The 20678-nt window shown below is 74.2% G+C and carries 18 protein-coding genes; 10 read left to right on the plus strand and 8 right to left on the minus strand.

Annotated elements, in window-relative coordinates:
- Window positions 1–84 precede the first annotated feature (84 nt).
- Window positions 85–873 carry an alpha/beta hydrolase gene (locus AB0927_RS27515; protein ID WP_366670413.1) on the minus strand — a complete coding sequence of 263 codons (789 nt, stop codon included), beginning with the start codon at window positions 871–873 and terminating at the stop codon, window positions 85–87.
- A gap of 101 nt (window positions 874–974) precedes the next feature.
- Between AB0927_RS27515 and AB0927_RS27520 the strand changes: the two genes are divergently transcribed.
- A complete protein-coding gene (locus AB0927_RS27520; protein ID WP_366670414.1) occupies window positions 975–2342 on the plus strand; it encodes a PLP-dependent aminotransferase family protein in 1368 nt (455 codons plus the stop codon).
- Here the strand turns inward: AB0927_RS27520 and AB0927_RS27525 are convergent.
- Both AB0927_RS27525 and AB0927_RS27530 read right to left on the minus strand, forming a co-directional pair.
- Window positions 2230–3165, minus strand: coding sequence for a hypothetical protein (locus tag AB0927_RS27525; protein ID WP_366670415.1), 936 nt, complete (start codon window positions 3163–3165; stop codon window positions 2230–2232). The two genes, AB0927_RS27520 and AB0927_RS27525, sit on opposite strands and share 113 nt — an antisense overlap.
- An 80-nt stretch (window positions 3166–3245) precedes the next feature.
- Complete coding sequence (locus AB0927_RS27530; protein ID WP_366670416.1) at window positions 3246–3728, minus strand: hypothetical protein; 483 nt, start codon at window positions 3726–3728, stop codon at window positions 3246–3248.
- Window positions 3729–3927: 199 nt separating this feature from the next.
- On the opposite strand from AB0927_RS27530, the gene AB0927_RS27535 reads away from it, so the two are divergent.
- Window positions 3928–5118, plus strand: a complete 1191-nt coding sequence (locus AB0927_RS27535; RefSeq protein WP_366670417.1) for a PP2C family protein-serine/threonine phosphatase — start codon at window positions 3928–3930, stop codon at window positions 5116–5118.
- Between the two features lie 159 nt (window positions 5119–5277).
- Window positions 5278–6510 (plus strand): hypothetical protein, encoded by a 1233-nt coding sequence (locus AB0927_RS27540; RefSeq protein ID WP_366670418.1) that lies wholly within the window; start codon window positions 5278–5280, stop codon window positions 6508–6510.
- 40 nt (window positions 6511–6550) lie between these two features.
- On the opposite strand, the gene AB0927_RS27545 is transcribed toward AB0927_RS27540, so the two are convergent.
- Window positions 6551–7795, minus strand: coding sequence for an amidohydrolase (locus AB0927_RS27545; protein ID WP_366670419.1), 1245 nt, complete (start codon window positions 7793–7795; stop codon window positions 6551–6553).
- 422 nt (window positions 7796–8217) lie between these two features.
- Between AB0927_RS27545 and AB0927_RS27550 the strand changes: the two genes are divergently transcribed.
- Window positions 8218–9561: a tetratricopeptide repeat protein gene (locus AB0927_RS27550; RefSeq protein WP_366670485.1), complete on the plus strand. Its 1344-nt coding sequence runs from the start codon at window positions 8218–8220 to the stop codon at window positions 9559–9561.
- A gap of 29 nt (window positions 9562–9590) precedes the next feature.
- On the opposite strand, the gene AB0927_RS27555 is transcribed toward AB0927_RS27550, so the two are convergent.
- Window positions 9591–10376 carry a hypothetical protein gene (locus tag AB0927_RS27555; protein ID WP_366670420.1) on the minus strand — a complete coding sequence of 262 codons (786 nt, stop codon included), beginning with the start codon at window positions 10374–10376 and terminating at the stop codon, window positions 9591–9593.
- 225 nt (window positions 10377–10601) lie between these two features.
- On the opposite strand from AB0927_RS27555, the gene AB0927_RS27560 reads away from it, so the two are divergent.
- The 5 genes from AB0927_RS27560 to AB0927_RS27580 all read left to right on the plus strand — a co-directional run bounded on the left by AB0927_RS27560 (window position 10602) and on the right by AB0927_RS27580 (window position 15921).
- Window positions 10602–11570 carry a nucleoside hydrolase gene (locus AB0927_RS27560; RefSeq protein WP_366670421.1) on the plus strand — a complete coding sequence of 323 codons (969 nt, stop codon included), beginning with the start codon at window positions 10602–10604 and terminating at the stop codon, window positions 11568–11570.
- 106 nt (window positions 11571–11676) lie between these two features.
- Complete coding sequence (locus tag AB0927_RS27565; RefSeq protein WP_366670422.1) at window positions 11677–13323, plus strand: glycoside hydrolase family 13 protein; 1647 nt, start codon at window positions 11677–11679, stop codon at window positions 13321–13323.
- A 124-nt stretch (window positions 13324–13447) separates the two neighbouring features.
- Complete coding sequence (locus AB0927_RS27570) at window positions 13448–14149, plus strand: DUF6445 family protein (RefSeq protein WP_366670423.1); 702 nt, start codon at window positions 13448–13450, stop codon at window positions 14147–14149.
- A gap of 46 nt (window positions 14150–14195) precedes the next feature.
- Window positions 14196–14864: an SDR family NAD(P)-dependent oxidoreductase gene (locus tag AB0927_RS27575; RefSeq protein ID WP_366670424.1), complete on the plus strand. Its 669-nt coding sequence runs from the start codon at window positions 14196–14198 to the stop codon at window positions 14862–14864.
- Window positions 14865–14976: 112 nt separating this feature from the next.
- Window positions 14977–15921 carry an MIP/aquaporin family protein gene (locus AB0927_RS27580; protein WP_366670425.1) on the plus strand — a complete coding sequence of 315 codons (945 nt, stop codon included), beginning with the start codon at window positions 14977–14979 and terminating at the stop codon, window positions 15919–15921.
- 40 nt (window positions 15922–15961) lie between these two features.
- Here AB0927_RS27580 and AB0927_RS27585 read toward each other — a convergent pair whose 3' ends face one another.
- Genes AB0927_RS27585 through AB0927_RS27595 form a run of 3 tightly spaced genes read right to left on the minus strand, consistent with a single transcriptional unit; the run spans window position 15962 to window position 17927 of the window.
- Window positions 15962–16372 carry a VOC family protein gene (locus AB0927_RS27585; RefSeq protein WP_366670426.1) on the minus strand — a complete coding sequence of 137 codons (411 nt, stop codon included), beginning with the start codon at window positions 16370–16372 and terminating at the stop codon, window positions 15962–15964.
- A gap of 48 nt (window positions 16373–16420) precedes the next feature.
- A complete protein-coding gene (locus AB0927_RS27590; protein WP_366670427.1) occupies window positions 16421–16813 on the minus strand; it encodes an AraC family transcriptional regulator in 393 nt (130 codons plus the stop codon).
- 46 nt (window positions 16814–16859) lie between these two features.
- Entirely contained in the window at window positions 16860–17927 is a 1068-nt protein-coding gene (locus AB0927_RS27595; RefSeq protein WP_366670428.1) for a helix-turn-helix domain-containing protein, read from the minus strand.
- Between the two features lie 235 nt (window positions 17928–18162).
- Here AB0927_RS27595 and AB0927_RS27600 point away from each other — a divergent pair, with 235 nt between their 5' ends.
- Window positions 18163–20349 (plus strand): flotillin family protein, encoded by a 2187-nt coding sequence (locus AB0927_RS27600; protein ID WP_366670429.1) that lies wholly within the window; start codon window positions 18163–18165, stop codon window positions 20347–20349.
- Window positions 20350–20678 lie beyond the last annotated feature (329 nt).

The following is a 20678-nucleotide window of genomic DNA, read 5'->3' on the forward strand; positions in this document are numbered from 1 at the left end:
GCGTGAGGTGACACGTCAATCGCTGGCCAGGATGGACACGTAAGGTTAGCGGCCCCGTGTGTCACGTCCCGCCCCCGTCCGTGGCTACTCGGTGTCGTCCACCCGCCGCAGGAAGGCCTCCAGCACGCGGTTGAACCCCTCGGGGCGTTCCAGATTCGGCAGGTGGGCCGCGCCCTCGATGACCTCGATGGTCGAGTCCGGCAACGCGGCGTGCAGGGATTCGGCGTCGGAGACCGGGGTGTAGGTGTCGTCGGCGCCGACCACGACCAGGGCGGGGACCGTCACCCGGGGCAGTAGCGGGCGGTAGTCGGGGCGTTCGGCTCGGCCGCGCAGGGAGGCGGCGGCGCCTTCCGGGGGCGTGGCCGTCATCATGCCGTGGACGTGGGACTTCACCTGGGCGTCGGCGTAGGGCGCGACCATCCGTTCCAGCACCTCGTCGGCATAACCCCGCATGCCCTCGGCGAGCAGCCGGTCCGCCATCGCCTGCCGGCCCCGCTTGCCCTCGGGGGTCTCCGGGGCGGCGAAGGTGTCGGCCAGGACCAGGCCCCGGACGCGGTCGCCGAAACGGCCGTAGCACTCCATCGCGAGCTGGCCGCCCATCGACAGTCCCGCCGTCACGCACGTGTCCACGCCCAGGAAGTCCAGGAGTTCGGCCAGGTCGGCGGCGTGGCGGGCGAAGGGGACCGTGCCCGGCGTCACCGGTGAGGCGCCGTAGCCCCGCAGGTCCGGGGCGATCACCCGGCGGTCGGCCGAGAACCGCGCCACCTGCGGGTCCCACATCGTCCGGTCGAAGGGATGGCCGTGGAGGAGGAGAAGGGGGATACGAGAGGTGGCTTCGGGGTTTTTGTCCGTGTAGGCGAGGAAAGGGGGCATGGGAGCGACCCTAGGGTGCCCCAACTCCTCGGTGCAATAAGATCTTTGCCCTCGGTGCAATCCACGACCGCACCGGGACGGCAGGACAGTCAGGGGGACTTGTGAACGACTTCCGGCGTATCGCCGACCGGATAGCCGCCGACATCGCGAGCGGACGACTGCGCGCCGGGCAGCGGCTGCCTCCGCAGCGGGCGTTCGCCCGGCGGCACGGGCTGGCTCCGTCCACCGCGGGCCGTGTGTACGCCGAACTCGTGCGCCGGGGGCTGGTGGTGGGGGAGGTCGGGCGCGGGACCTTCGTACGGGCCGGGGCGCCGGACGGGCAGCCGGGGCACGCCCTGACCGAAGCGGCCGGTGACGAGCCCGTGAACCTGGAGCTGAACTACCCGTACCTCCCGGGGCAGTCGGAGCTGCTGAGCCCCGCCCTCGCGGCGCTGACCCGGCCCGACGCGCTCGGGGGCGCGCTGCGGCCCGCCAGGGCGGCGGGGACGCCGGCCGCGCGGGCGGCGGTCGCCGGGCTGCTCGCCGAGGGGGGTGTGCGGGTGGCCCCGGAGCGGATCCTCTTCACCGGCAACGCCCGTCAGGCCATCGCCGCGGCGCTCGCCTCCCTCGTCCCGCCCGGTGGCCGGGTCGGCGTCGAGCCGCTGACGTATCCGCTGGTCAAGGAGATCGCCGTCCGTCTCGGCCAGACCCTGGTGCCGCTCGGCACGGACGCCGAGGGCCCCCGGCCGGACGCCGTCGCCGCCGCCCACCGCACCGCGCCCCTGTCCGCCCTCTACCTCCAGCCGACCCTGCACAACCCGACCGCGCTGACCACGACCGCGACCCGCCGGTCCGAGCTGGCCGACGTCATCCACAGGCTGGGGATACCGGTGGTCGAGGACCGGATCTGGTCCTTCCTGCGCCCCGTCACCCGATCGAGCGCACCCCCGCTCGCCGCCCTCGCCCCCGCCCACGTCCACCTCGTCGACGGCCTCTCCAAACGTGTCGCCCCCGGGCTCACCATCGGCTTCGTGGCCGTGCCCGAGGGCCGGACCGAGGCCGTGGCGCGGGCCATCCGGTCCGGGGGGTGGAGCGCGGGCGGGTTCGCGCTGGAGGCGGCGGTGCGGTGGATCGGGGACGGCACCGTGGAGCGGCTCGTGGCGGCCAAGCGGCGGGACGCGGCGCGGCGGCAGCGGCTCGTGGCCGAGGAACTGGCCGGGTTCGCCGTACGGTCGGACCCGGCTTCGTATTTCGCCTGGTGGGAGCTGCCGGCGCCGTGGCGGGCCGACACCTTCGCGGCGGCGGCGCGGGCGCGGGGGATCGCCGTCACGCCGGGCACGGCGTTCTCGGTGGGGCCCGGTGGGGCGCCGGACGCGGTCAGGCTTGGACTCGGGTCGGCTCCTGAGCCGGAGCTGGCGCGGGCTCTCTCGGTCCTCGCAGCCGTCGCACGAGGCGGCCGGGACGCAGGTTCCGGGTCAGCCAGGTGGTGAGGGCCACCGTGACCCCGAGGCCGAGCAGCAGCCAGGAGGCCGTGCGCAGGGTGCCGGTCAGGGCGTCGTAGACGGCGCCGGCGGCCGGGCGGGGCACGTCGGCGGGCAGTCCGGCGAGGGTGAGGCTGCGGCCGATGGCGACCGCGAGACCGAGCAGCGCGCCACCGAGGGCGGTGCCCAGCGCGGTCGCGGCGATCGCCCGGCGGCGGCGCACGGCCAGGGCGATCCCCGCGGCGGCGAAGACCACGGCCGCGAGCGGCAGCCAGAATCCGGCGACTTCGAGCACGTGGAACCCCTTTCGTAGCGAGGTCAGTTCGTCGGCCGGGAGCACGGCGACGGCGGTGTGCTGCACCGGGATCCGGGCGGCGAGCGGTATGTGCTCGTCGCTGAGCTGGCGTTTGACCTGGGCGGTGACGGGGGCGAAGTCCACGGTGACCGGCTCGGCGGCCGTTTCCTCGCGATCGTCGCGCAGGGCCCGCAGCACCGCGTCGTGGGTGACTCGGTTGCCGGCGTCCCAGGCGATCCGGAACGCCTGGGTCTGGGTGAAGGAGCGCACCGCGTCGTGCACGAAGGGTCGTACGGAGCCGCCCAGCGGGCCGATGCCCAGCCGCGGGTCGGCCTCGCGGAGCAGGCTGTCGCCGACGGCGTCCGCGACGGCCTCCCGGACGTCCGGGTCGGTGGCGAGCGGGGACATCGTGGTGACGTACCGGCTCGTGTCGGTGAGTCCGTACGCCGCCCAGACCGCCAGCGCGCCGAACGGCACGAGCAGGCAGGACAGGGTGATCAGTACGGCCGACAGGACTCTTCTCAGACGGGGCGGCACCCTTTCAGGCAACGGCCCGAGGGGCCGGCACGCGACCGGAGTGCGTCCGCTCGGGCGATTGCGGCGGGGCGCGTCCGGTCTCAGCGGATCCGCCGTCCGAAGGCGTCCTCGCGGGTGTAGTACCGGTAGAAGAAGACGATGAAGGTGGCCCCCGCGACCAGCAGGGACATCATGATCGACCGCCAGATCGAGTGGTCGCTCCGGCTGTAGAGGAAGCCGAAGGCGATGCCGACGAACGCCGTCCAAAGCAGTGCGTGCACCTCGCGGATCATCCGTGGGGCCAGCGCCAGCAGCGCGATGCAGACCACGGCGAAGACGAGGGCGCTGGCGAAGCCGAGCAGCAGGTTCCAGCCGGTGATGGGGCCGCCGGCGCGGCTGTCGGCCGCGACCCAGTAGCCGTAGACCAGGGCCAGGACGACGGGGACCACGATCCGGGCGACGCGGTGGGTGCGGGCGCCGAAGACGTCGGGTGTCCGGCGCCGGTCCGGGGAGGTGCCGGCCTGCACCACGGGCGCCGGGGCGCGCCGGGGGATGCCGCCGGGTGCGGGTGCCGCATGAGTCATGAGAGGACTCCTCTCTCCTCGCCCCGTTCGCTATCCAATGCACACCGGGGCGCACGCTCTGGCAAGTCGGACGGCATGGCGGCCTGGGACCCGCGCGTTTCCGGCCGGTTCCGGCGGCCGGTGTGCGGGGTGCCGGGATGCGGGGCGGTTTTCCCGTGTTGCCCCGGCCAAACATGGAGACTCGGCCGATGTGAAGGGGATGAGCTACGAGCGGTGGACCCCGCTGCGGATCTGCGGCCGGGGCTACCTCTGGCTGCTGCCATTGCTGCTGCTCATCGGCATCGCGGCGCTGGACCTCAACACCGGCGCCCAGTTCCGCATCGTCTCCTGGATCGTCCTGGTGCCCGGCATCTCCGCCGCGATCTGCGGGGTGTGGACCACGGCCGGTTTCGCCCTGGCGTCGCTGGCGACGTACGTCCTGGTGGACAACGCCTGGCCCGACCAGTACCAGGCAGGACTGCCCGACTTCATGCTGGTCGCTCTCGGTGGCCTCCTGGCCACGCTGGCGGCGGTGCTGCGGGGGCGGGAGGTGCGGCGCATCGTGCACATGCAGGACGCCGCCGAGACCACGCTGCGGGCCGTGCTGCGCCCGCTGCCCCCGCGCTGGGCCGGCCTGGAACAGGCGGGCGTGTATCTCGCCTCGGACGTGCAGGCGCAGGTCGGGGGCGATTTCTACGACATCCAGCCCGGCCCGTACGGCACCCGCGTGCTCGTCGGCGATGTGCAGGGCAAGGGGCTGGGCGCGGTGGAGGCGGCGGCCGCGCTGCTCGGGAGCTTCCGGGAGGCCGGGTACCACGAGAAGGATCTCGGGACGGTCGCCGAGCGGCTGGAGATCCGGATGCTCCGGCACCGGCAGCACAGCACCGCGATCGGCCGCCGGGAAGGGGACCGGTTCGCCACGGCGGTGCTGGTCGCCTTCCCCACCGGCGACGCGCCCGGAATGGTCGACATCATCAACTTCGGGCACGGGGCGCCGCTCGCGGTCGGGCCGCACGGAGTGCGCGAGCTGCCCTGCGGGGACGGGCTGCCGCTCGGCCTGTGCGATCTGGTCGGCGGGCTCCCGCCGGCCCACCGGGTGCCGCTCGCGGAGGAGGAGACGCTGCTGCTGGTCACCGACGGGGTGACCGAGGCCCGCGACTCCCAGGGCGAGTTCTACGACCTGATCGGCGACGTCGCCGCCGCGGTTGCCGCCGATCCCTGCTGCACCGTGCCCCACCGCCTGGTCCGGCGCGTCCGCGACGGCGTGCTCCGGCATGCCGGGGGCCGGCTGGCCGACGACACCACGATCTTCGCGGTCCGCCGCCTGCCGGAGACGGAGGAGTGCCCGGGGACCGGGCCGCTGCCGGGGGCGGGGGAGGCGTCGCCGTTGCCGGGGGCGGGGCTTTCCTGAGCGACCGGCCCTGACGGGGCAGGGCCCGGGAGGCAGGTGGAAGCGCCCGAACGCGGCATGTTCCGCGGCCTGAGGCGCGTCGCGGGGGTCCCAGCGGCTACGGTGCTGACGGGAGAGAGCGGATCCGCAGGGACCGCAGGGCCTACAGGGGGAGGGACCATGCCCGGAACCGTGCTGCTGCTCGCGGCCTCGCCGCTGGGCCGGGGACGCCTGGTGGACGCGGCCGCCGTGCTGCCGGTGCTGGCCGCCGTCGCCCCCACCGTGCTGTCCGGCACCGACACCGCCAACGTCGTGGAGCTCGCGGACCCGGTGGACCCTCAGGGCGTCCTCACCCGGCTGCGCGCCGCCGCGGCCGCGCCGGGACCGCTCACCGTGTACCTCACCGGCCAGCTCCACCTGGACCGCCGCCAGCGGCTGCCGCATCTGGCGCTGGCCCGCACCACCCCGGCCACGGTCCGCTACACCGCGCTGCCCTGGCACTGGATCCGCGAGGAGCTGCGGCTGCGTCCGCCCGGCCGGACGGCACTGCTGGTCGACCTGCACGCGGACGCCGAGGTCTGGCGGCACCTGCACGAACACCCGCTGGACTCCGGCCGCACCACCGCGGTCTACGGCCGGATCGCCCCGCCGGGCGGCCGCCGGGGGCTGGCCGAGCCGTCGTACATGAAGACGGTGGCCACCCTGCTGCGCAGCGGCCACCGGCCGCCGCTGGACGACCTCCACCACCAGGCACTCTCCCGGATCCCGGAGGAGACCCCGACCAACATCCTCCTGGCCCCGGCTCCGGCTCCGGCACCAGCTCCGGCTCCGATTCCGGCGCAGGCCACGGCCCCCGCTCCGGCTCCGGCTCCGGCTCCGATACGGCAGCCGTATCCGGGGATCCCGACCCCGCGCCCCACACCCGGCGGTCCCGTCGGTGCCGGTGCCGGTGCGGGCGCCGGTGCCGACCCTGCCGACGGCGGCCCCCCGCCGCCCGACCCCCACGCCGCCATCAGCGCCGCCGTACAGGCCGGGCGGCACGAGGAGGCGGACGAGATCGCCGCCCGGCACCAGGAAGCCGCCGCGAACGAGCACGGGCCGGCCTCCGAGGACGCCCTGCACTGGGCGGAAGTGCGCGCCGACCTCGCGATGTTCGCCGGGGACGCGGCGCGTAGCTGCCAGCGGTGGCTGGAGATCGCCGGGACCCGGCTGGCGGCCGGGCAGGCGGCGGACGCGCCCGCCGTGGAGGCCGCCGTGGACCGGGCGCACCACCAGTGGGGCCGGATCGGCGAGGCGCCGCGGGCCCGTGAACTCGGGCCCGCGCTCGCGGAGCTGCGCGCCAGGGTGCCGGGGCGCCGCCGGGGCGCGCTGGAGGACGTGCGGCGTCAGCTCAGGGAGCTTCAGGAGATCTGAACGGACCCCGCCCGCCCGGCGGCCGACCGGCCCGGCCGGATCACGCCGGCGCCAGCACGGACAGGGCGCCCGAGACCAGCGTGCGCACGCCCGGCGCGACGGTGGCCGGGTCGGGGGCGAAGTGGGGGCTGTGATTGCTGGGCACGGCGGCGAGCTTCTCCAGGAGGGTGTCGCCGGGGGCCTCGTTCCACGTGTCGTGGGACGTGGTGGTGACGAACCAGTACGAGTAGGGGATGGCGCCGTCCAGGGCCAGTTCCGGGAAGTCCTCGCTGCCCATCGCCGGGCCGGGGTCGAACACCGTGGCCGCGCCGAAGAGTTCGGCGTGCACGGCGGCCACGCCGGCGTCGGTGTCCGCGTCGTTCACGGTCACCGGGAAGGTGCTGCCGATGGTCACCTCCGGCTCGCGGGGGCAGCCGGCGGCCAGGCACTCGCCCTGCGCGATCCGGCGGATCGCGGCCAGCATCCGCTGCCGCACCGGCTCCGACTGGGTACGCAGGTTCAGGGCGATGCGCGCCTCGTCGGGGATGATGTTGTGCCGGGTGCCCGCCTCGATGCGGCCCACCGTGAGGACGGCGGACTCGCCCGCGGCGACCTCGCGCGAGACCACGGTCTGCAACCGGGTGACGAGGTAGGCGGCGGTCACCACCGGGTCCACGGTCGCCTCGGGGCGCGAGCCGTGGCCGCCCCGGCCGTGCACCACGATGTCCACGTCCGTCGCCGCGGACATGATCAGTCCCGGCACGTGCGGGTACAGGCCCGCCGGGCCGGGCGCGGCGTGCTGGCCGAGCAGCACGTCGGGCCGTCCGAAGCGCTCGTACAGGCCGTCCGTGAGCATTCGCCGGGCGCCCTCGCCGGTCTCCTCGGCGGGCTGTCCCACCACCAGCAGGGTGCCGCGCCAGGTGTCCCGGCCCGCGGCGAGCGCGGCGGCGGCCCCGGCCAGCCAGGTGACGTGCAGATCGTGCCCGCAGGCGTGCATCACGCCGTCGGTGGCGGAGGCGTACGGCAGCCCGGTCGCCTCGGCGACGGGCAGTGCGTCCATGTCGGCGCGCAGCAGCACGGTGGGGCCGTCGCCGTTGGTCAGCCGCCCGACGACACCGGTGCCGCCGACGCCCTCGGCCGTCTCGAACCCGGCGTCCTGGAACCGCCCGGCCAGCTTCCCGGCGGTGCGGTGTTCGCGCAGGGACAGCTCGGGGTGCCGGTGCAGATCCCGGTAGAGGTCCTCCAGGCCGGTGAGCGGGAGGTCGGCGGTGAGATCCTGGGCGGTGCGGGCGGCGGCAGAGGTCATGCGGGCAGGCTAAGCGGGTTCCGCGGATTCCGACACCGGTTGTCGTGGCAGGTCCGGATCAGCGATCGGTACGGCAACAGTGATCGGTACGGCCTCAGCGATCAGTACGGCCTCAGTGATCGGTACGGCCTCAGCGATCGGTCGTCGCCGGGGCCGACGCGGTGAGCCCGGCGTCGGGGGTCGCCGGGGCCGAGGCGCGGGCCGGACCGGCGTTGGCCGCGAGTATCAGGGACGCCGCGGCTATCACGGCGGCGACGGCGGCCCTCCGCGCGGTGGAGTACCCGTAGGGAGCGGATGGACGTCCGTACACGGCGACCTCGCAACACGACAGCGGCGTATTAAGCAGGTTTAATCCGCCGTTTAACCTAGAGGCATTCCGAGCCGAACGGCAAGGTCCGGCAGGTTGGTTGGGGGTTTCGGCGGTGCGCGAGCGGGACGATCCGGAGACAGTGGGGCGGCGGGTGCAGCGGTTGCGCGCCGACCGTGGTCTGACCCAGCGGCAGCTGGCCGAGCCGGCCTACACGCCGGCGTACATCTCCACCCTGGAGGCGGGCCGGGTGCGCGCGTCCGACGAGGCGCTGGGGCACATCGCGCGGCGGCTCGGCGTGAGCTTCGAGGAGCTGGCCCTGGGCCGCCCGGCCCATCTCGCCACGGACCTGCGGCTGCGGCTGACCGAGGCCCGGCGGACGCTCGCCGACGGGCGGGCCGAGGAGGCGGCGCGGCGGTACACCGAACTGCTGGCCGAGGCGGAGTCGCACGGCCTGCCGGGCGAGCAGGCCACCGCCCTGCTGGGCCTTGGTGAATGCGCCCTGGAGACGGGCGAGTTGGCGAGTGCCCATGCCCACTTCGAACGCGCCGAGGGACACCTCGCGGACGCCTCCCCCGCGGCCCGGGTGCCCGCGGTCCGCGGCCGCGCGGTCGCCCACTACCTGGCCGGTGAACTCCGCTACGCCGTCTACCTGCTGGAGTCCACCCTCGACGAGCTGAACCGCGGCGGCCTGCACGACCCGGACGCGCTGCTGCTCCTGTACGCCAGCGTCATCGGCCCCTACCTGGACATGGGCGCCCACGCGCGCGCCGCCCAGGCCGCCGAGTTCGCGCTCGCGCTCGCCCCGCAGGTAGGAGACCCCGCGCTGGTCGCCCGGATGCACCGCTCGGTGGCCCGCACGCTGCTCGCCGAGGGGCGCCCCGCCGAGGCCGACGCCTCCCTCGCCAAGGCCGCCGAGCTGTACCGCCAGCTCCAGCTGCGCACCGAGCTGGCCAACTGCCACTGGATGCGCGGGTACGTCCACGCGCAGAACGGCGAACTGGACGCGGCCGAAGCCGAGTTGCGTCAGGCGCTGGCCATGCTGTCGGAGACCCGCGCCGCCCTCTACCGCAGCCAGGCGGCGGTCGAACTGGCCGATGTGCTGCACCGCCAGGGCCGGTCCGCGGAGGCCGCCGACCTCCTGGAGGGCGTGCTGGGCGACTTCTCCTCCGAACGCGGGGCGATGCACGCCGCCGCCGCGCACCGGCTGCTCGGCATCATCGCCGAGGACACCCGCGACACCGAGTCCGCCGAGGAGCACTACGTCCGCGCCCTCAGCCTCCTGGAACGCGCGGGCGCCGCCGGTGACCTGGCCGACCTCTGCCGTCTCCTGGGCGACCTGCTGCGCCGCACCGGCCGCACCGAGGCAGCCCTGGACGCCTACCGCACCGGCCTGGGCCACCGGACCACCCCGGGCACGACGACCCTGGGCCCGGCACCGGCGCAGCCGCCCCTGTGAGCCCCGCGCGTCCGGCCGCCCGGTGAGTCCTACACGTCCAGCCGTCCCTGTCTGCGCACGTCCGCCAGGCGCAGCGCGCCCACCTGGACGGCGGCCTGGGTGGTGTCGTTGGCGACGTCGCCCAGGCCGCCGTTGGTGAAGGCGAAGGCGTCGCCGGCGATGCGGACGGTGGCGACGTCGAGGGTGAGACGGAGGTCCTGGTCGTCGGAATCGGTGGCGGAGACGGTGACGTGCAGGCCCTGGCGGGCGTCGCCGACCTCGGGCAGGGCGAGTTCCGTGACCTGGACGTCCTCCTGGAGGTCCTGCTGCGTGGTGGCGGTGAAGCGGGCGCAGTTCGCCGGCATCGTGCGCAGCCACTTCAGCGTGGCGTCCACGTCGGACGGGCGGCGGGCGCCGATCTGGTAGCGGAGCTGGGCGCCGGTGTCGGCGTCGTCCAGGCCGACGGCGACGCGGGCCGGGCCGCCGAGGAGCTGGTCGCTGTAGAGGGCGTCGAGGAGTTTCTGGCACTCACCGGCCGACGTGCTCGCCTTCAGCATCCCGTCCCGCCAGGTCGCCGCGCCGCGCGTCGCGGTCCAGGAGGCGCCGAGGTCGCTCTGGCCGATGAGCGCCGCCTGCGCCTGCGCGTCGGTGAGCGTGGAGCCGTCGGACCGGGCGGGGGCCCTGGAGCTCTGCGCCGGCCGGTCGACGGTCGGCAGCGGCCGCGGCGCCGTCTCCGGCTGCTTCAGCGTCAGCGCCGCACACCCGCCGATGCCGAGCAGCCCGAGGCCGGTCAGGAAGATCGGCAGCCGTCCGTACCGGCGTATCTCCTCGTACATCGCGGTGCCTCCCGGTCCTGGTGCCTCCTCCCACGGCACCACCGCCCCGCCCGCCTCACCAGCGCGCGGGCCCGTACGGGTGAGGCGGCCGGAAGGGCCCGACGTCGAGTCCCTCGCGGCGCCCCTGAACTACTGTGTGAGCCCCTGTGACACCCCCTGTGACGTCCCCGATCGGCGCCCCCGCCGGGCGCCCCCGCCGGGCGCCCCCGCGACGAAGGAGCACCCATGCCCGGTCGGCCCGTGCCCGTGATCATGGACTGCGACACCGGGGTCGACGACGCGCTCGCGTTGTTGTTCGCCGTGCGGCATCCCGGGATCGAGCTGCGGGCGGTGACCTGTGTCGCCGGGAACACCGATGTGGACGGGGTGGTGCGCAACACGCTGACCGTGCTGGAGCAGGCCGGGGCGCCGGAGATACCCGTGGGGCGGGGCGCCGAGCGGCCGCTGCTGGAGCCGGCCCGGCCGGCCACGCATGTGCACGGCGCGGACGGCATGGGGGACCTGGGGCTGCCCGCCCCGGCCCGCGGGCCCGCCGACGTGGACGCGGTCACCCTGCTGCGCCGCGAGATCCTCGCCTCGCCCCGCCCGGTCACCCTGATCCCCACCGCGCCGCTGACCAACATCGCGCTGCTGCTGCGCACCCACCCGGAGGTGACCGGCAACATCGAGCGGATCGTCTTCATGGGCGGCGCGGTCGAGGTCGGCAACGCCACGCCCGTCGCCGAGTTCAACGTCTGGCACGACCCGGAGGCGGCGGCCGTCCTGCTCACCGCGGACGTGCCGATCACGATGTACGGCCTGGACGTCTTCCGGCAGGTGGTGGTGGACGCCGGGCGGGTGCGCGGGCTGCGGGCGAGCGCCGACCCCGGCGCCCGGCTGGCCGGTGAGCTGCTCGCCCACCGCCCGGCCACCCAGGGCCGGCCGCCCGAGGCGGAGGAGGCGGGCGGGCTCGGGGACGCGGGCGCGGTGTGCGCGGTCGCGGACCCGGCGGGACTGACGGTGCGGCGGCTGCCCGTCGAGGTCTGCCTCGCGCCCGGTCCGGCGCGCGGGCAGACGATCGTCGACCGGCGGCCCCGGGCCGGTGAGTCGGAGATCCACCACGGTCACCGTGAACGGCCCCTGGTGGACGTGGCGTTGGCGGTGGATGCCGAGCGGTACGCGCGGCTGTACCTGGAGACGGTCGGGCGGCCCTGACGCCGGTCCGGTTTCCAAGGTTCGCTTTCCGGGCAATGTGGACAGATTCTCCATGTCGTGTCCGTGTCCCACGCGGGCGGCATCCGTCTTCCCGAAGGGAGTCCGTATGGCAGACCTCTCCTCCCAGCACCCCGACTGGTGGCGGCAGGCCGTCATCTACCAGGTGTATCCGCGCAGCTTCGCCGACGCCGACGGGGACGGGCTCGGGGACCTCAGGGGAATCACCCGGCGCCTGGACCATCTCGCCACGCTCGGCGTGGACGCCCTGTGGCTGAGCCCGTTCTATCCCTCCGAGCTGGCCGACGGGGGGTACGACGTCGCCGACCACCGGGACGTCGACCCGCGCCTGGGCAGCCTGGACGACTTCGACGCCCTGGTCGCCGAGGCTCACCGGCTGGGCCTGAAGGTCGTCGTGGACCTCGTGCCCAATCACACCTCGCACCAGCACCCCTGGTTCCAGGAGGCGTTGCGGGCCGGTCCCGGGTCCGCGGCCCGCGAGCGGTACGTCTTCCGCCCCGGACGCGGCGCGCACGGTGAACTCCCGCCCTCCGACTGGCAGTCCGTCTTCGGCGGCAGCGCCTGGCAGCGGGTGCCCGACGGCGAGTGGTACCTGCACCTGTTCGCCGCCGAACAGCCCGACCTCAACTGGGACAACGAGGAGGTGCGCGCCGACTTCCGCACCACCCTGCGGTTCTGGTCCGACCGGGGCGTGGACGGCTTCCGCGTGGACGTGGCGCACGGCCTGGCCAAGGACCTGGGCGAGCCGCTGCGCGACATCGGCGGCATCGGCGCCGGCGGGGAGACGGCCCTGCTCCAGGTCCCGCCCGGCGACCACCCCTACTGGGACCGCGACGAGGTGCACGAGATCTACCGCGACTGGCGCAAGGTCTTCGACGCCTACCGGCCGCCGCGCAGCGCCGTCGCCGAGGCATGGGTGCCCGGCCCCCGCCGCGCCCTGTACGCCCGCCCCGACGAACTCGGCCAGGCCTTCAACTTCGAGTACCTGGAGGCCCCCTGGGACGCGGCCGGGCTGCGCCGCGTCATCACCGAGGAGCTGGCCACCGCGCAGGCCGTCGGCGCCGCCGCCACCTGGGTGCTGTCCAACCACGACGTCGTACGGCACGCCTCCCGGCTGATGCTCCCGCCCGGCACCGACCCCGCCGCCTGGCTGCTGTCCGGCGGCCGCGCGCCCGCGGTCGACCCGGCGGCGGGGCTGCGCCGGGGCCGCGCCGCGACCCTGCTGATGCTGGCGCTGCCGGGCGCGTCGTACCTCTACCAGGGGGAGGAACTCGGCCTGCCCGAGGTCGCCGACCTGCCCGCCGAGGTGCTCCAGGACCCGATCTGGGAGCAGACCGGGCATGTCCGCAAGGGCCGCGACGGCTGCCGGGTGCCGCTGCCGTGGACGGCGGACGGGGCGTCGTACGGCTTCGGGCCCGGCGGTGCCTGGCTGCCGCAGCCGGCGAGCTTCGCGTCGTACGCCGTCGAGGCGCAGAGCGGGGTTGAGGGGTCGACGCTGGAGCTGTACCGCGGGGCGCTGCGGCTGCGCCGCAAGCTGCTCGCCGGGGAGTCGCTCGACTGGACCCCCGGCGCCCCCGCGGACGTGCTGGACTTCAGCCGCTCCGAGGAGTGGCGCTGTGTCGCCAACCTGGGCGCGGCGGCGGTGGCGATGCCGCCGGGGGAGGTGCTGCTGAGCAGCGGGCCGCTGCCGGGGGACGGGCGGTTGCCGCCGGACACGACGGTCTGGCTCGGCTGACGGGATGGGACCGGCTCCGGACCGCCGGTCCCATTGCCGTACTTTGATGCACATGACACATGGTTGAGGAAACGTTGACCAGTGCCCGGGGAAAGGTGGTCGAAGGCGGCCCTAGATTCGCCGCATGCCCCCACCGCCACCACCCGGGACGCCCATGGCCCGCGTCCCGGGCGCACTGCCCGTGCTGCCCTACCGCAAGCCCACCAAGGGCCGTGACTACTGGGTCCTGGACGACGTCCTGCCCGACGTGGACGCCGTCCGCGCGCGGTGCCTGGCGAAGGACGACTGGGTCCGGGGCCACCCGTACACCTCCGAGAGCTGGCCGGGCCTGCGCGCCATGCCGGGCCTGGAGCCCGCCGAACTCGCCGTCGTCGAGCGGCTGGTGAAGAAGGCGACCGGCGCCAAGGAGCTGTGGGTGCAGCGGGCGCCCGGCGGCGGCACCCTGAACCACAACTGCGTCCAGGTCGTCGGCGCGGGCGAGAGCGAGCCCCGTCCGCACACCGACTCGCGCGCGCTGTGCCGGTACGCGGCGGTGCTGTACCTCAACCCGCACGTCCCCAAGGACTGCGGCACCGGCTTCTACCGCCAGCACCTGCCCGGCGGCCGGCTCGGCGGCAACGTCGTGCAGGCCCCGCACAACAACCTGGTCGACGCGCTGGGCACCCGCTTCGTCGCGCCGGACGCATTCGAGGAGGACGTCCGCGTCCCCCACAAGTACAACCGTCTGCTGCTCTACAACGCCAACCTCGTGCACAGCGCGAGCGGTTACACCGGCACCACGCTGGCGGAGAAGCGCATGACGGCCGTGTTCTTCTGGATGGCCTGACCGGCCGGGATGCGAGGAGGGCCGCCGTGCGGTACGGATGGTGGACGTGAGCGTTGTCGCCATCGTGGGCGCCGGGCCGGGGCTCGGCGCCGCCGTCGCCCGGCGGTTCGGGCGCGAGGGGTACGACATCGCCCTCGTCGCCCGCGACCGCGACCGGCTCGACGCGCTGGCCGGGGACCTGGCGCGGGGCGGTGTGCGGGCGCGCGCCTTCCCCGCCGACGTGCGCGAGCCGGAGCGGCTGACCAGCGCGCTCGCCGACGCCGAGCGGGAGCTGGGCACCGTCGAGGTGCTCCAGTACAGCCCGGTGCCGCACCCGGACTTCATGCGGCCCGTCCTGGAGACCGGGTACCGGCAGCTCGCCGGGCCCATCGAGTTCTCGGTGTACGGGTCCGTCGCCGCCGTCCAGCAGGTGCTGCCCGGGATGCGGCGGCTGGGGCGCGGAACCATACTGTTCGTGAACGGAGGCACCGCCGCCGTTCCCCATGTCGAGCGCGCCGGCACGTCCGTCGCGTTCGCCGCGCAGAGTGCGTACGGGCACCTGCTGCACGAACGGCTCGCCGCCGAGGGCATCCACGTCGCGCAACTCGTCGTCCCCGGCGTCATCACGCCCGGCCACCCCCGCAAGGATCCCGCCGTGCTCGCGGGCACGCTGTGGGGCATGCACCGGGAGCGGTACGGCTTCCGGCACTTCGCGGACGACCTCGGCAGCCGCTGACGGGCCGGGTGACGCGATGGGGTGACGCTCACTCGGCTCACCCTGCGTGAAGTGGGTTCCTGGGCCAACATGGTGACGTTGGCCGTATTGCTCCTCTGCGAGGGGGCCTTTCATGGCTGTCGAGATTCCGTCGCTGATCAAACCCTCCAGGCTGCGCGCCAGGGGTGGCCTGCTGGGCGAGTGCCTGGCGGAGTTCCTCGGGACGTTCGTCCTCATCTGCTTCGGCTGCGGCGCGGTCGCGATGGCCGTCGCCGCGCTGCCCGGCTCGGGCCGCGCCGCCACGCCCACCACGATCTTCCTCGCCGCCGGTGACTGGCTGCTGATCACCTGGGGCTGGGCGATGGCCGTCGTCTTCGGCGTCTACGTGGCCGGCGGCGTCAGCGGCGCCCACATCAACCCCGCGGTGACGCTCGCGATGGCGGTGCGCCGGGGCTTCCCCTGGGCCAAGGTGCTGCCGTACTGGTTCGCGCAGCTGGTCGGCGCCTTCACCGGCGCGGCGGTGGTGTACCTGGTCTACCGCCAGGCGATCGGCGCGTACGACGCCGCCGCCTCGGGCCCGAAGGTGAACGGCCGCACGAACGCCACCTTCTCCATCTTCGCGACCTTCCCGGCGGAGTACTTCCACGGCGGGATCTGGGGCCCGCTGACCGACCAGATCGTCGGCACGGCACTCCTGGTCATGTGCGTCGTCGCCGTCATCGACCTGCGCAACCAGGCGGTGCGGGCCAACCTGGGGCCGCTGATCATCGGCTTCGTCGTGGCCGCCGTCGGCATGTCCTTCGGCGCCAACGCGGGCTACGCCATCAACCCGGCCCGCGACTTCGGGCCGCGCCTGTTCACCTGGGCGGCGGGCTGGGGAAGCCTGGCCCTCCCCGGCAGCGTGTCCGGCGTGTACCGCGACTACTGGTGGATCCCCATCGTCGGGCCGCTGATCGGCTCCGTCATCGGGATCCTGGTGTACGACCTGTTCATCGGGGACGTGCTGGTGCTGCGCGCCCAGAACGAGGTGCCGCCCGAGACGGGCCGCACCCGGCCGGTGGAACAGACGGAGGAGTAGGGCTTCCCCCGGCCGGCCGGGGCGTCCTCGGCACGCGGACTCAGGCCTTCGGCTGGGTGAAGCGGATGCGGTTGCCGAAGGGGTCGCGCAGGCCGCAGTCGATCCCGTACGGACGCTCGGTGGGCCCCTCGGTGAACTCCACCCCCTTGGCCAGCAGCGTCTCGTAGGTGCCGCGGCAGTCGTCCGTGTTGAAGATGAGCCAGCCGCCCATGGCGCCCTTGGCCACCAGCTCGCGCACCTGCTCCGCCGTCTCCTCCGACAGCGCCGGCGCGCCCGGCTTCTCCAGGAGGATCTGCCGCTCGGGGTGGCCGGGAACGCTGACGGTCAGCCAGCGCATGAAACCGAGGTCGACGTCCGCGGTGACCTCCAGGCCGAGTTTGCCGACGTAGAAGTCGAGGGCCTGGTCCTGGTCGAGGACGTATATCTGGGACTGCGTGATCGCGTTGAACATGACGTTCACGCTAGCGACCGGACGGCGCGAAAACTTATCCGAAACTGCTCAGGCGTGCGGCCGGGTCCACGCCATCGTGAAGCAGGTCGGCACGCCCACGGCCACCGCCTCCCTGCGGTACGTGCGCGGCGAGCGGCCGACGATGTCGCGGAAGGTGCGGCTGAAGGTGCCCGGACTGTTGAAGCCGACCTCGAAGGCGATGTCCGTCACGCTGCGGTCGCTCTCGCGCAGCAGGAACATCGCCCGTTCCACCCGGCGCCGTTGCAGGTAGCGGTGCGGTGTCTCGCCGAAGGTGGCCCGGAAGGTGCGCGCGAAGTGCGCCGGTGACACATGCGCGACGCGGGCCAGGGCGGGGACGTCCAGCGGCCGGGCGTAGTCGCGGTCCATCGTGTCCCGCGCGCGCAGCATCCGGCGGTTGGTCTCCTCGGTGGCGCGGCTCACCGCGTCCTCCCCTCGCGGCCCGACCGCCGCGACGGCTCCCGGGCGCTCACAGCGGCTGGTCCGGCCAGTTCAGGAGGCGGGCGCCGATCACCGCGGTCTGGAGCATGTAGCGGTGCGCCGGGTCGGCCGGGTCGGCGGCGGTGAGTTTGTGGATGCGCTCAAGGCGGTAGGTGAGCGCGCGCACGCTGAGGGAGAGCCGGCGGGCGGCCTCGGCGGCCACGCAGCCGGAGTCGAAGTAGGCCACCAGGGTCTCCAGCAGCGGGCCCGCGCCGCCCCGGGCCCCGGTCAGCGGGCCCAGGGTGTGCTGCACCAGGTCGGCCATCGCCTGCCGGTCGCGCGCGAGCACCGGGTAGACCAGCAGGTCGGCGGCGCGCAGCACCGTGCCGGGCAGCCCGAGCCGCTCGGCCATCTCCAGCGCCGCGAGTGCCTCCTCGTACGACTGCACGACCCCGCCGGGGCCGGACTGCGGGCGTCCGATCGCCACCCGGCCGCCCCCGGTGGCCGCGCACGCCTGCCGGGCGAAGTAGGCGAGGATCTCGTCGGTGTCGCCGGGCGCGACGCACAGCAGCCGGCCGTTCTTGGTGGTGAGCAGGATGCTGTGGGAGTCGAACCGGGCGAGCACCTCGGTCTCCACCCGCCGGGCGACGGGGCCGCCCTCGGCGTAGGACCCGGGGCCCTCGGCGACCGCGACCGCGTGGGCGCGCGAGAGCCGCAGCCCGAACCGTTCGGCGCGCTCGGCCAGCCGGCCCAGGTCGCTGCGCCCGTAGAGCAGATCGTCGATGAACTCCCGGCGGGCCGCCTCCTCCCGGCGTACGCTCTGTCGCTGGGCGCGCTCGTAGCCCTCGGCGAACACGTCGACGGCCTGTTCCACGGCGGCCAGCGCGGCAAGGGTGCTTTCGGCCGAACCGGGCCCGACCGGCCAGGCGGCGCGGGCGGCGGCCAGGTGCGCGACGACCAGGGCACGCAGCCCGTGACCGGCCTCGGCGGCCTGTTCGCCCAGCATCCGGCGGGTCTTCAGCTCTTCCCGGGTGAGCCGCCGGCCGGTGGTCGCGACCTCGGCCAGCACACGGGCGAACCCGTCCAGATAGCGCTCCGGTATCTCGTGCTCGGTCACCCTGCCCCGTTCCCCCCGCGATCTTGACGCTCCGGTGACGCTTTCCTGGCGTGGTTCCGGCATGCAGACAGTAGTGAACACTGCCGGAAACCGGCAATGCGGAAAAGGCTCCCTGGGCCGCACCATCCTCAGCGGGGAGCACTACGGAGGGTTCCGTGGCGGGGGCATGGGCGCATGCCCCCGCGCGGGGCCTCGGGGGAGCTCCGACCCACCGTCTGACGCAAGGACGTATGCCATGGAAGCCCTCGGCGTGCTCGTCGCCGCCTGTGTGATCCTCGCCCTGCTGTCGCTGCTCGGGCTCTCCCGGCTGTACCGCAAGGTCGACCAGAGCCAGGCCCTGATCGTCTCGAAGACGCGGCGCGTCGACGTGTCCTTCACCGGACAGGTCGTGCTGCCGATCCTGCACAAGGCCGAGGTCATGGACATCTCGGTGAAGACCATCGAGATCAGCCGCTCCGGCCGGGACGGCCTGATCTGCCGGGACAACATCCGCGCCGACATCCGGATCCTGTTCTTCGTCAAGGTCAACAAGACCGTCCAGGACGTCATCAAGGTCGCCCAGTCCGTGGGCACCGAGCGCGCCAGCCACCAGGACACGCTCCAGGAGCTGTTCCACGCCAAGTTCTCCGAGGCGCTGAAGACCGTCGGCAAGCAGATGGACTTCACCGACCTGTACACCAAGCGCGAGGAACTGCGGTACCACATCATCGAGTTGATCGGTGTCGACCTCAACGGCTACCACCTGGAGGACGCGGCGATCGACTACCTGGAGCAGACGCCGCTGACCCAGCTCGATCCGGCCAACGTCCTCGACGCGCAGGGCATCCGCAAGATCACCGAGCTGACGGCCGTGGAGCACGTGCGCACCAACGAGGCCAAGCGCACCGAGCAGAAGGAGATCACCCGGCAGGACGTCGACGCCCGCGAGGCCATCCTGGAGCTGGAGCGCCGGCAGGCGGACGCCGAGATCAAGCAGCGGCGGGAGATCGAGACGTCCCGCGCCCGCGAGGAGGCGGAGACCGCCCGGGTGATGGAGGAGGAGCGGCTGCGCGCGCAGACCGCGTTCCTGCGCACCGAGGAACACCTCGGCGTGCAGCGCGAGAACCAGGCCCGGGAGATCGCGGTCGCCGCGAAGAACCGTGAGCGGGTCATCGCCGTCGAGAACGAGCGCATCGAGAAGGACCGCCTGCTGGAGGTCATCGCCCGGGAGCGGGAGACCCAGCTGACCCGGATCTCCGCCGAGAAGGAGGTCGAGGCGGAGAAGCGGGAGATCGCCGAGGTCATCCGGGAGCGGGTCGCGGTGGACCGTACGGTCGCCGAGCAGGAGGAGTCCATCAAGAAGCTGCGCATGGTCGAGGAGGCCGAGCGCGAGCGGCAGGCCCTCGTCATCGCCGCCGAGGCGGAGGCGCAGGAGAAGCTGGTCAAGGACATCAAGGCCGCGGAGGCCGCCGAGCAGGCCGCGACGCACCGGGCCGCCGAGGAACTCACCCTCGCCGAGGCCCGGTTGAAGACCGCCGACCTCGACGCGCGGGCCAAGCTGCGGCTCGCCGAGGGCATCCAGGCCGAGTCCGCCGCCGAGGGGCTCGCCGCGGCGCAGGTCCGCGACAAGGAGACCGAGGTCACGGTCAAGGCCGGGCGCGCGGAGGCGGAGGCCACCCAGGCGCGGCTGCGGGCGGAGGCCGAGGGCGCCCAGGCGAAGGCGCTCGCGGAGGCGGAGGGCACGCGGGCCAAGGGGCTCGCGGAGGCCGAGGGCGCGCAGGCGGCGGCCGCGGCGACGGAGGCGCGGCTGCGGGCCGAGGCGGAGGGCGCGCGGGCGAAGGCGCTCGCGGAGGCCGAGGGTACGAAGGCCGCGGCGCTCGCGGAGGCCGCCGGCATCGGCGAGAAGCTGAAGGCCGAGGCCGCGGGCCTCACCGAGAAGGCCGCCGCCATGGCCGCGCTGGACGAGGCCTCGCGCGGCCACGAGGAGTACCGGCTGCGGCTCCAGGCCGAGAAGGAGATCCGACTGGCCGGTCTGGAGACGCAGCGGCAGGTGGCCGAGGCGCAGGCGACGGTCCTGGCGACGGGCCTGGAGAACGCCGACATCGACATCGTCGGCGGGGAGTCCGTCTTCTTCGACCGCCTGGTCTCGGCGGTCTCCCTCGGCAAGGGCATCGACGGCTTCGTGGCCAACTCCCGCACCGCCCAGACCCTGGCGCAGCCGTGGCTGGACGGGTCGGGGAGCTTCACGGAGGACCTGAGCCGGGTGCTCGGTTCCGTGGGCACGGCGGACGTGCAGAACCTGACGGTCTCCGCCCTGCTGATGAAGCTCATGAACGGGGGCGGGACGGAGGCGGGCCAGTTCCGCCAGCTCCTGGAGAAGGCCGGCGAGCTGGGACTGGCGGACACGCCGGTCACGTCCCTGAACGGGGCCGGGCGGGGCTGAGGCGACGGGGGGCGGGGCGGGGCGTCGATCGGTGGGGCGTCGATCGGTGGGGGTGCCTCCCCGGGAGGGGCGGCCCCTCTGGCGCCCGCCTGCGCCCGCCTCCTCTTCCTCCTCCGATGTCCGGCCGCTCCGCGACGAAACTCGCGACTCCGGCGAACCCGTGTCCCTCCGGTGGCCTCGTGCCTCCGGCGGCCCCGCGCTTCCGGTGAGCCCGCGCTCCGGTGAATCCGCCCCCCACCGACCCCGCACTCCCGGTGGCCCCGCGACTCCGGCGAACCCGTGCCTCCGGCGGCCCCGCGCCTCCGATGAGCCCACCCCCGCCGAGCCCG

It is taken from the genome of Streptomyces sp. NPDC048106 (assembly GCF_040706415.1).
In the GTDB taxonomy this organism is placed as follows: domain Bacteria; phylum Actinomycetota; class Actinomycetes; order Streptomycetales; family Streptomycetaceae; genus Streptomyces.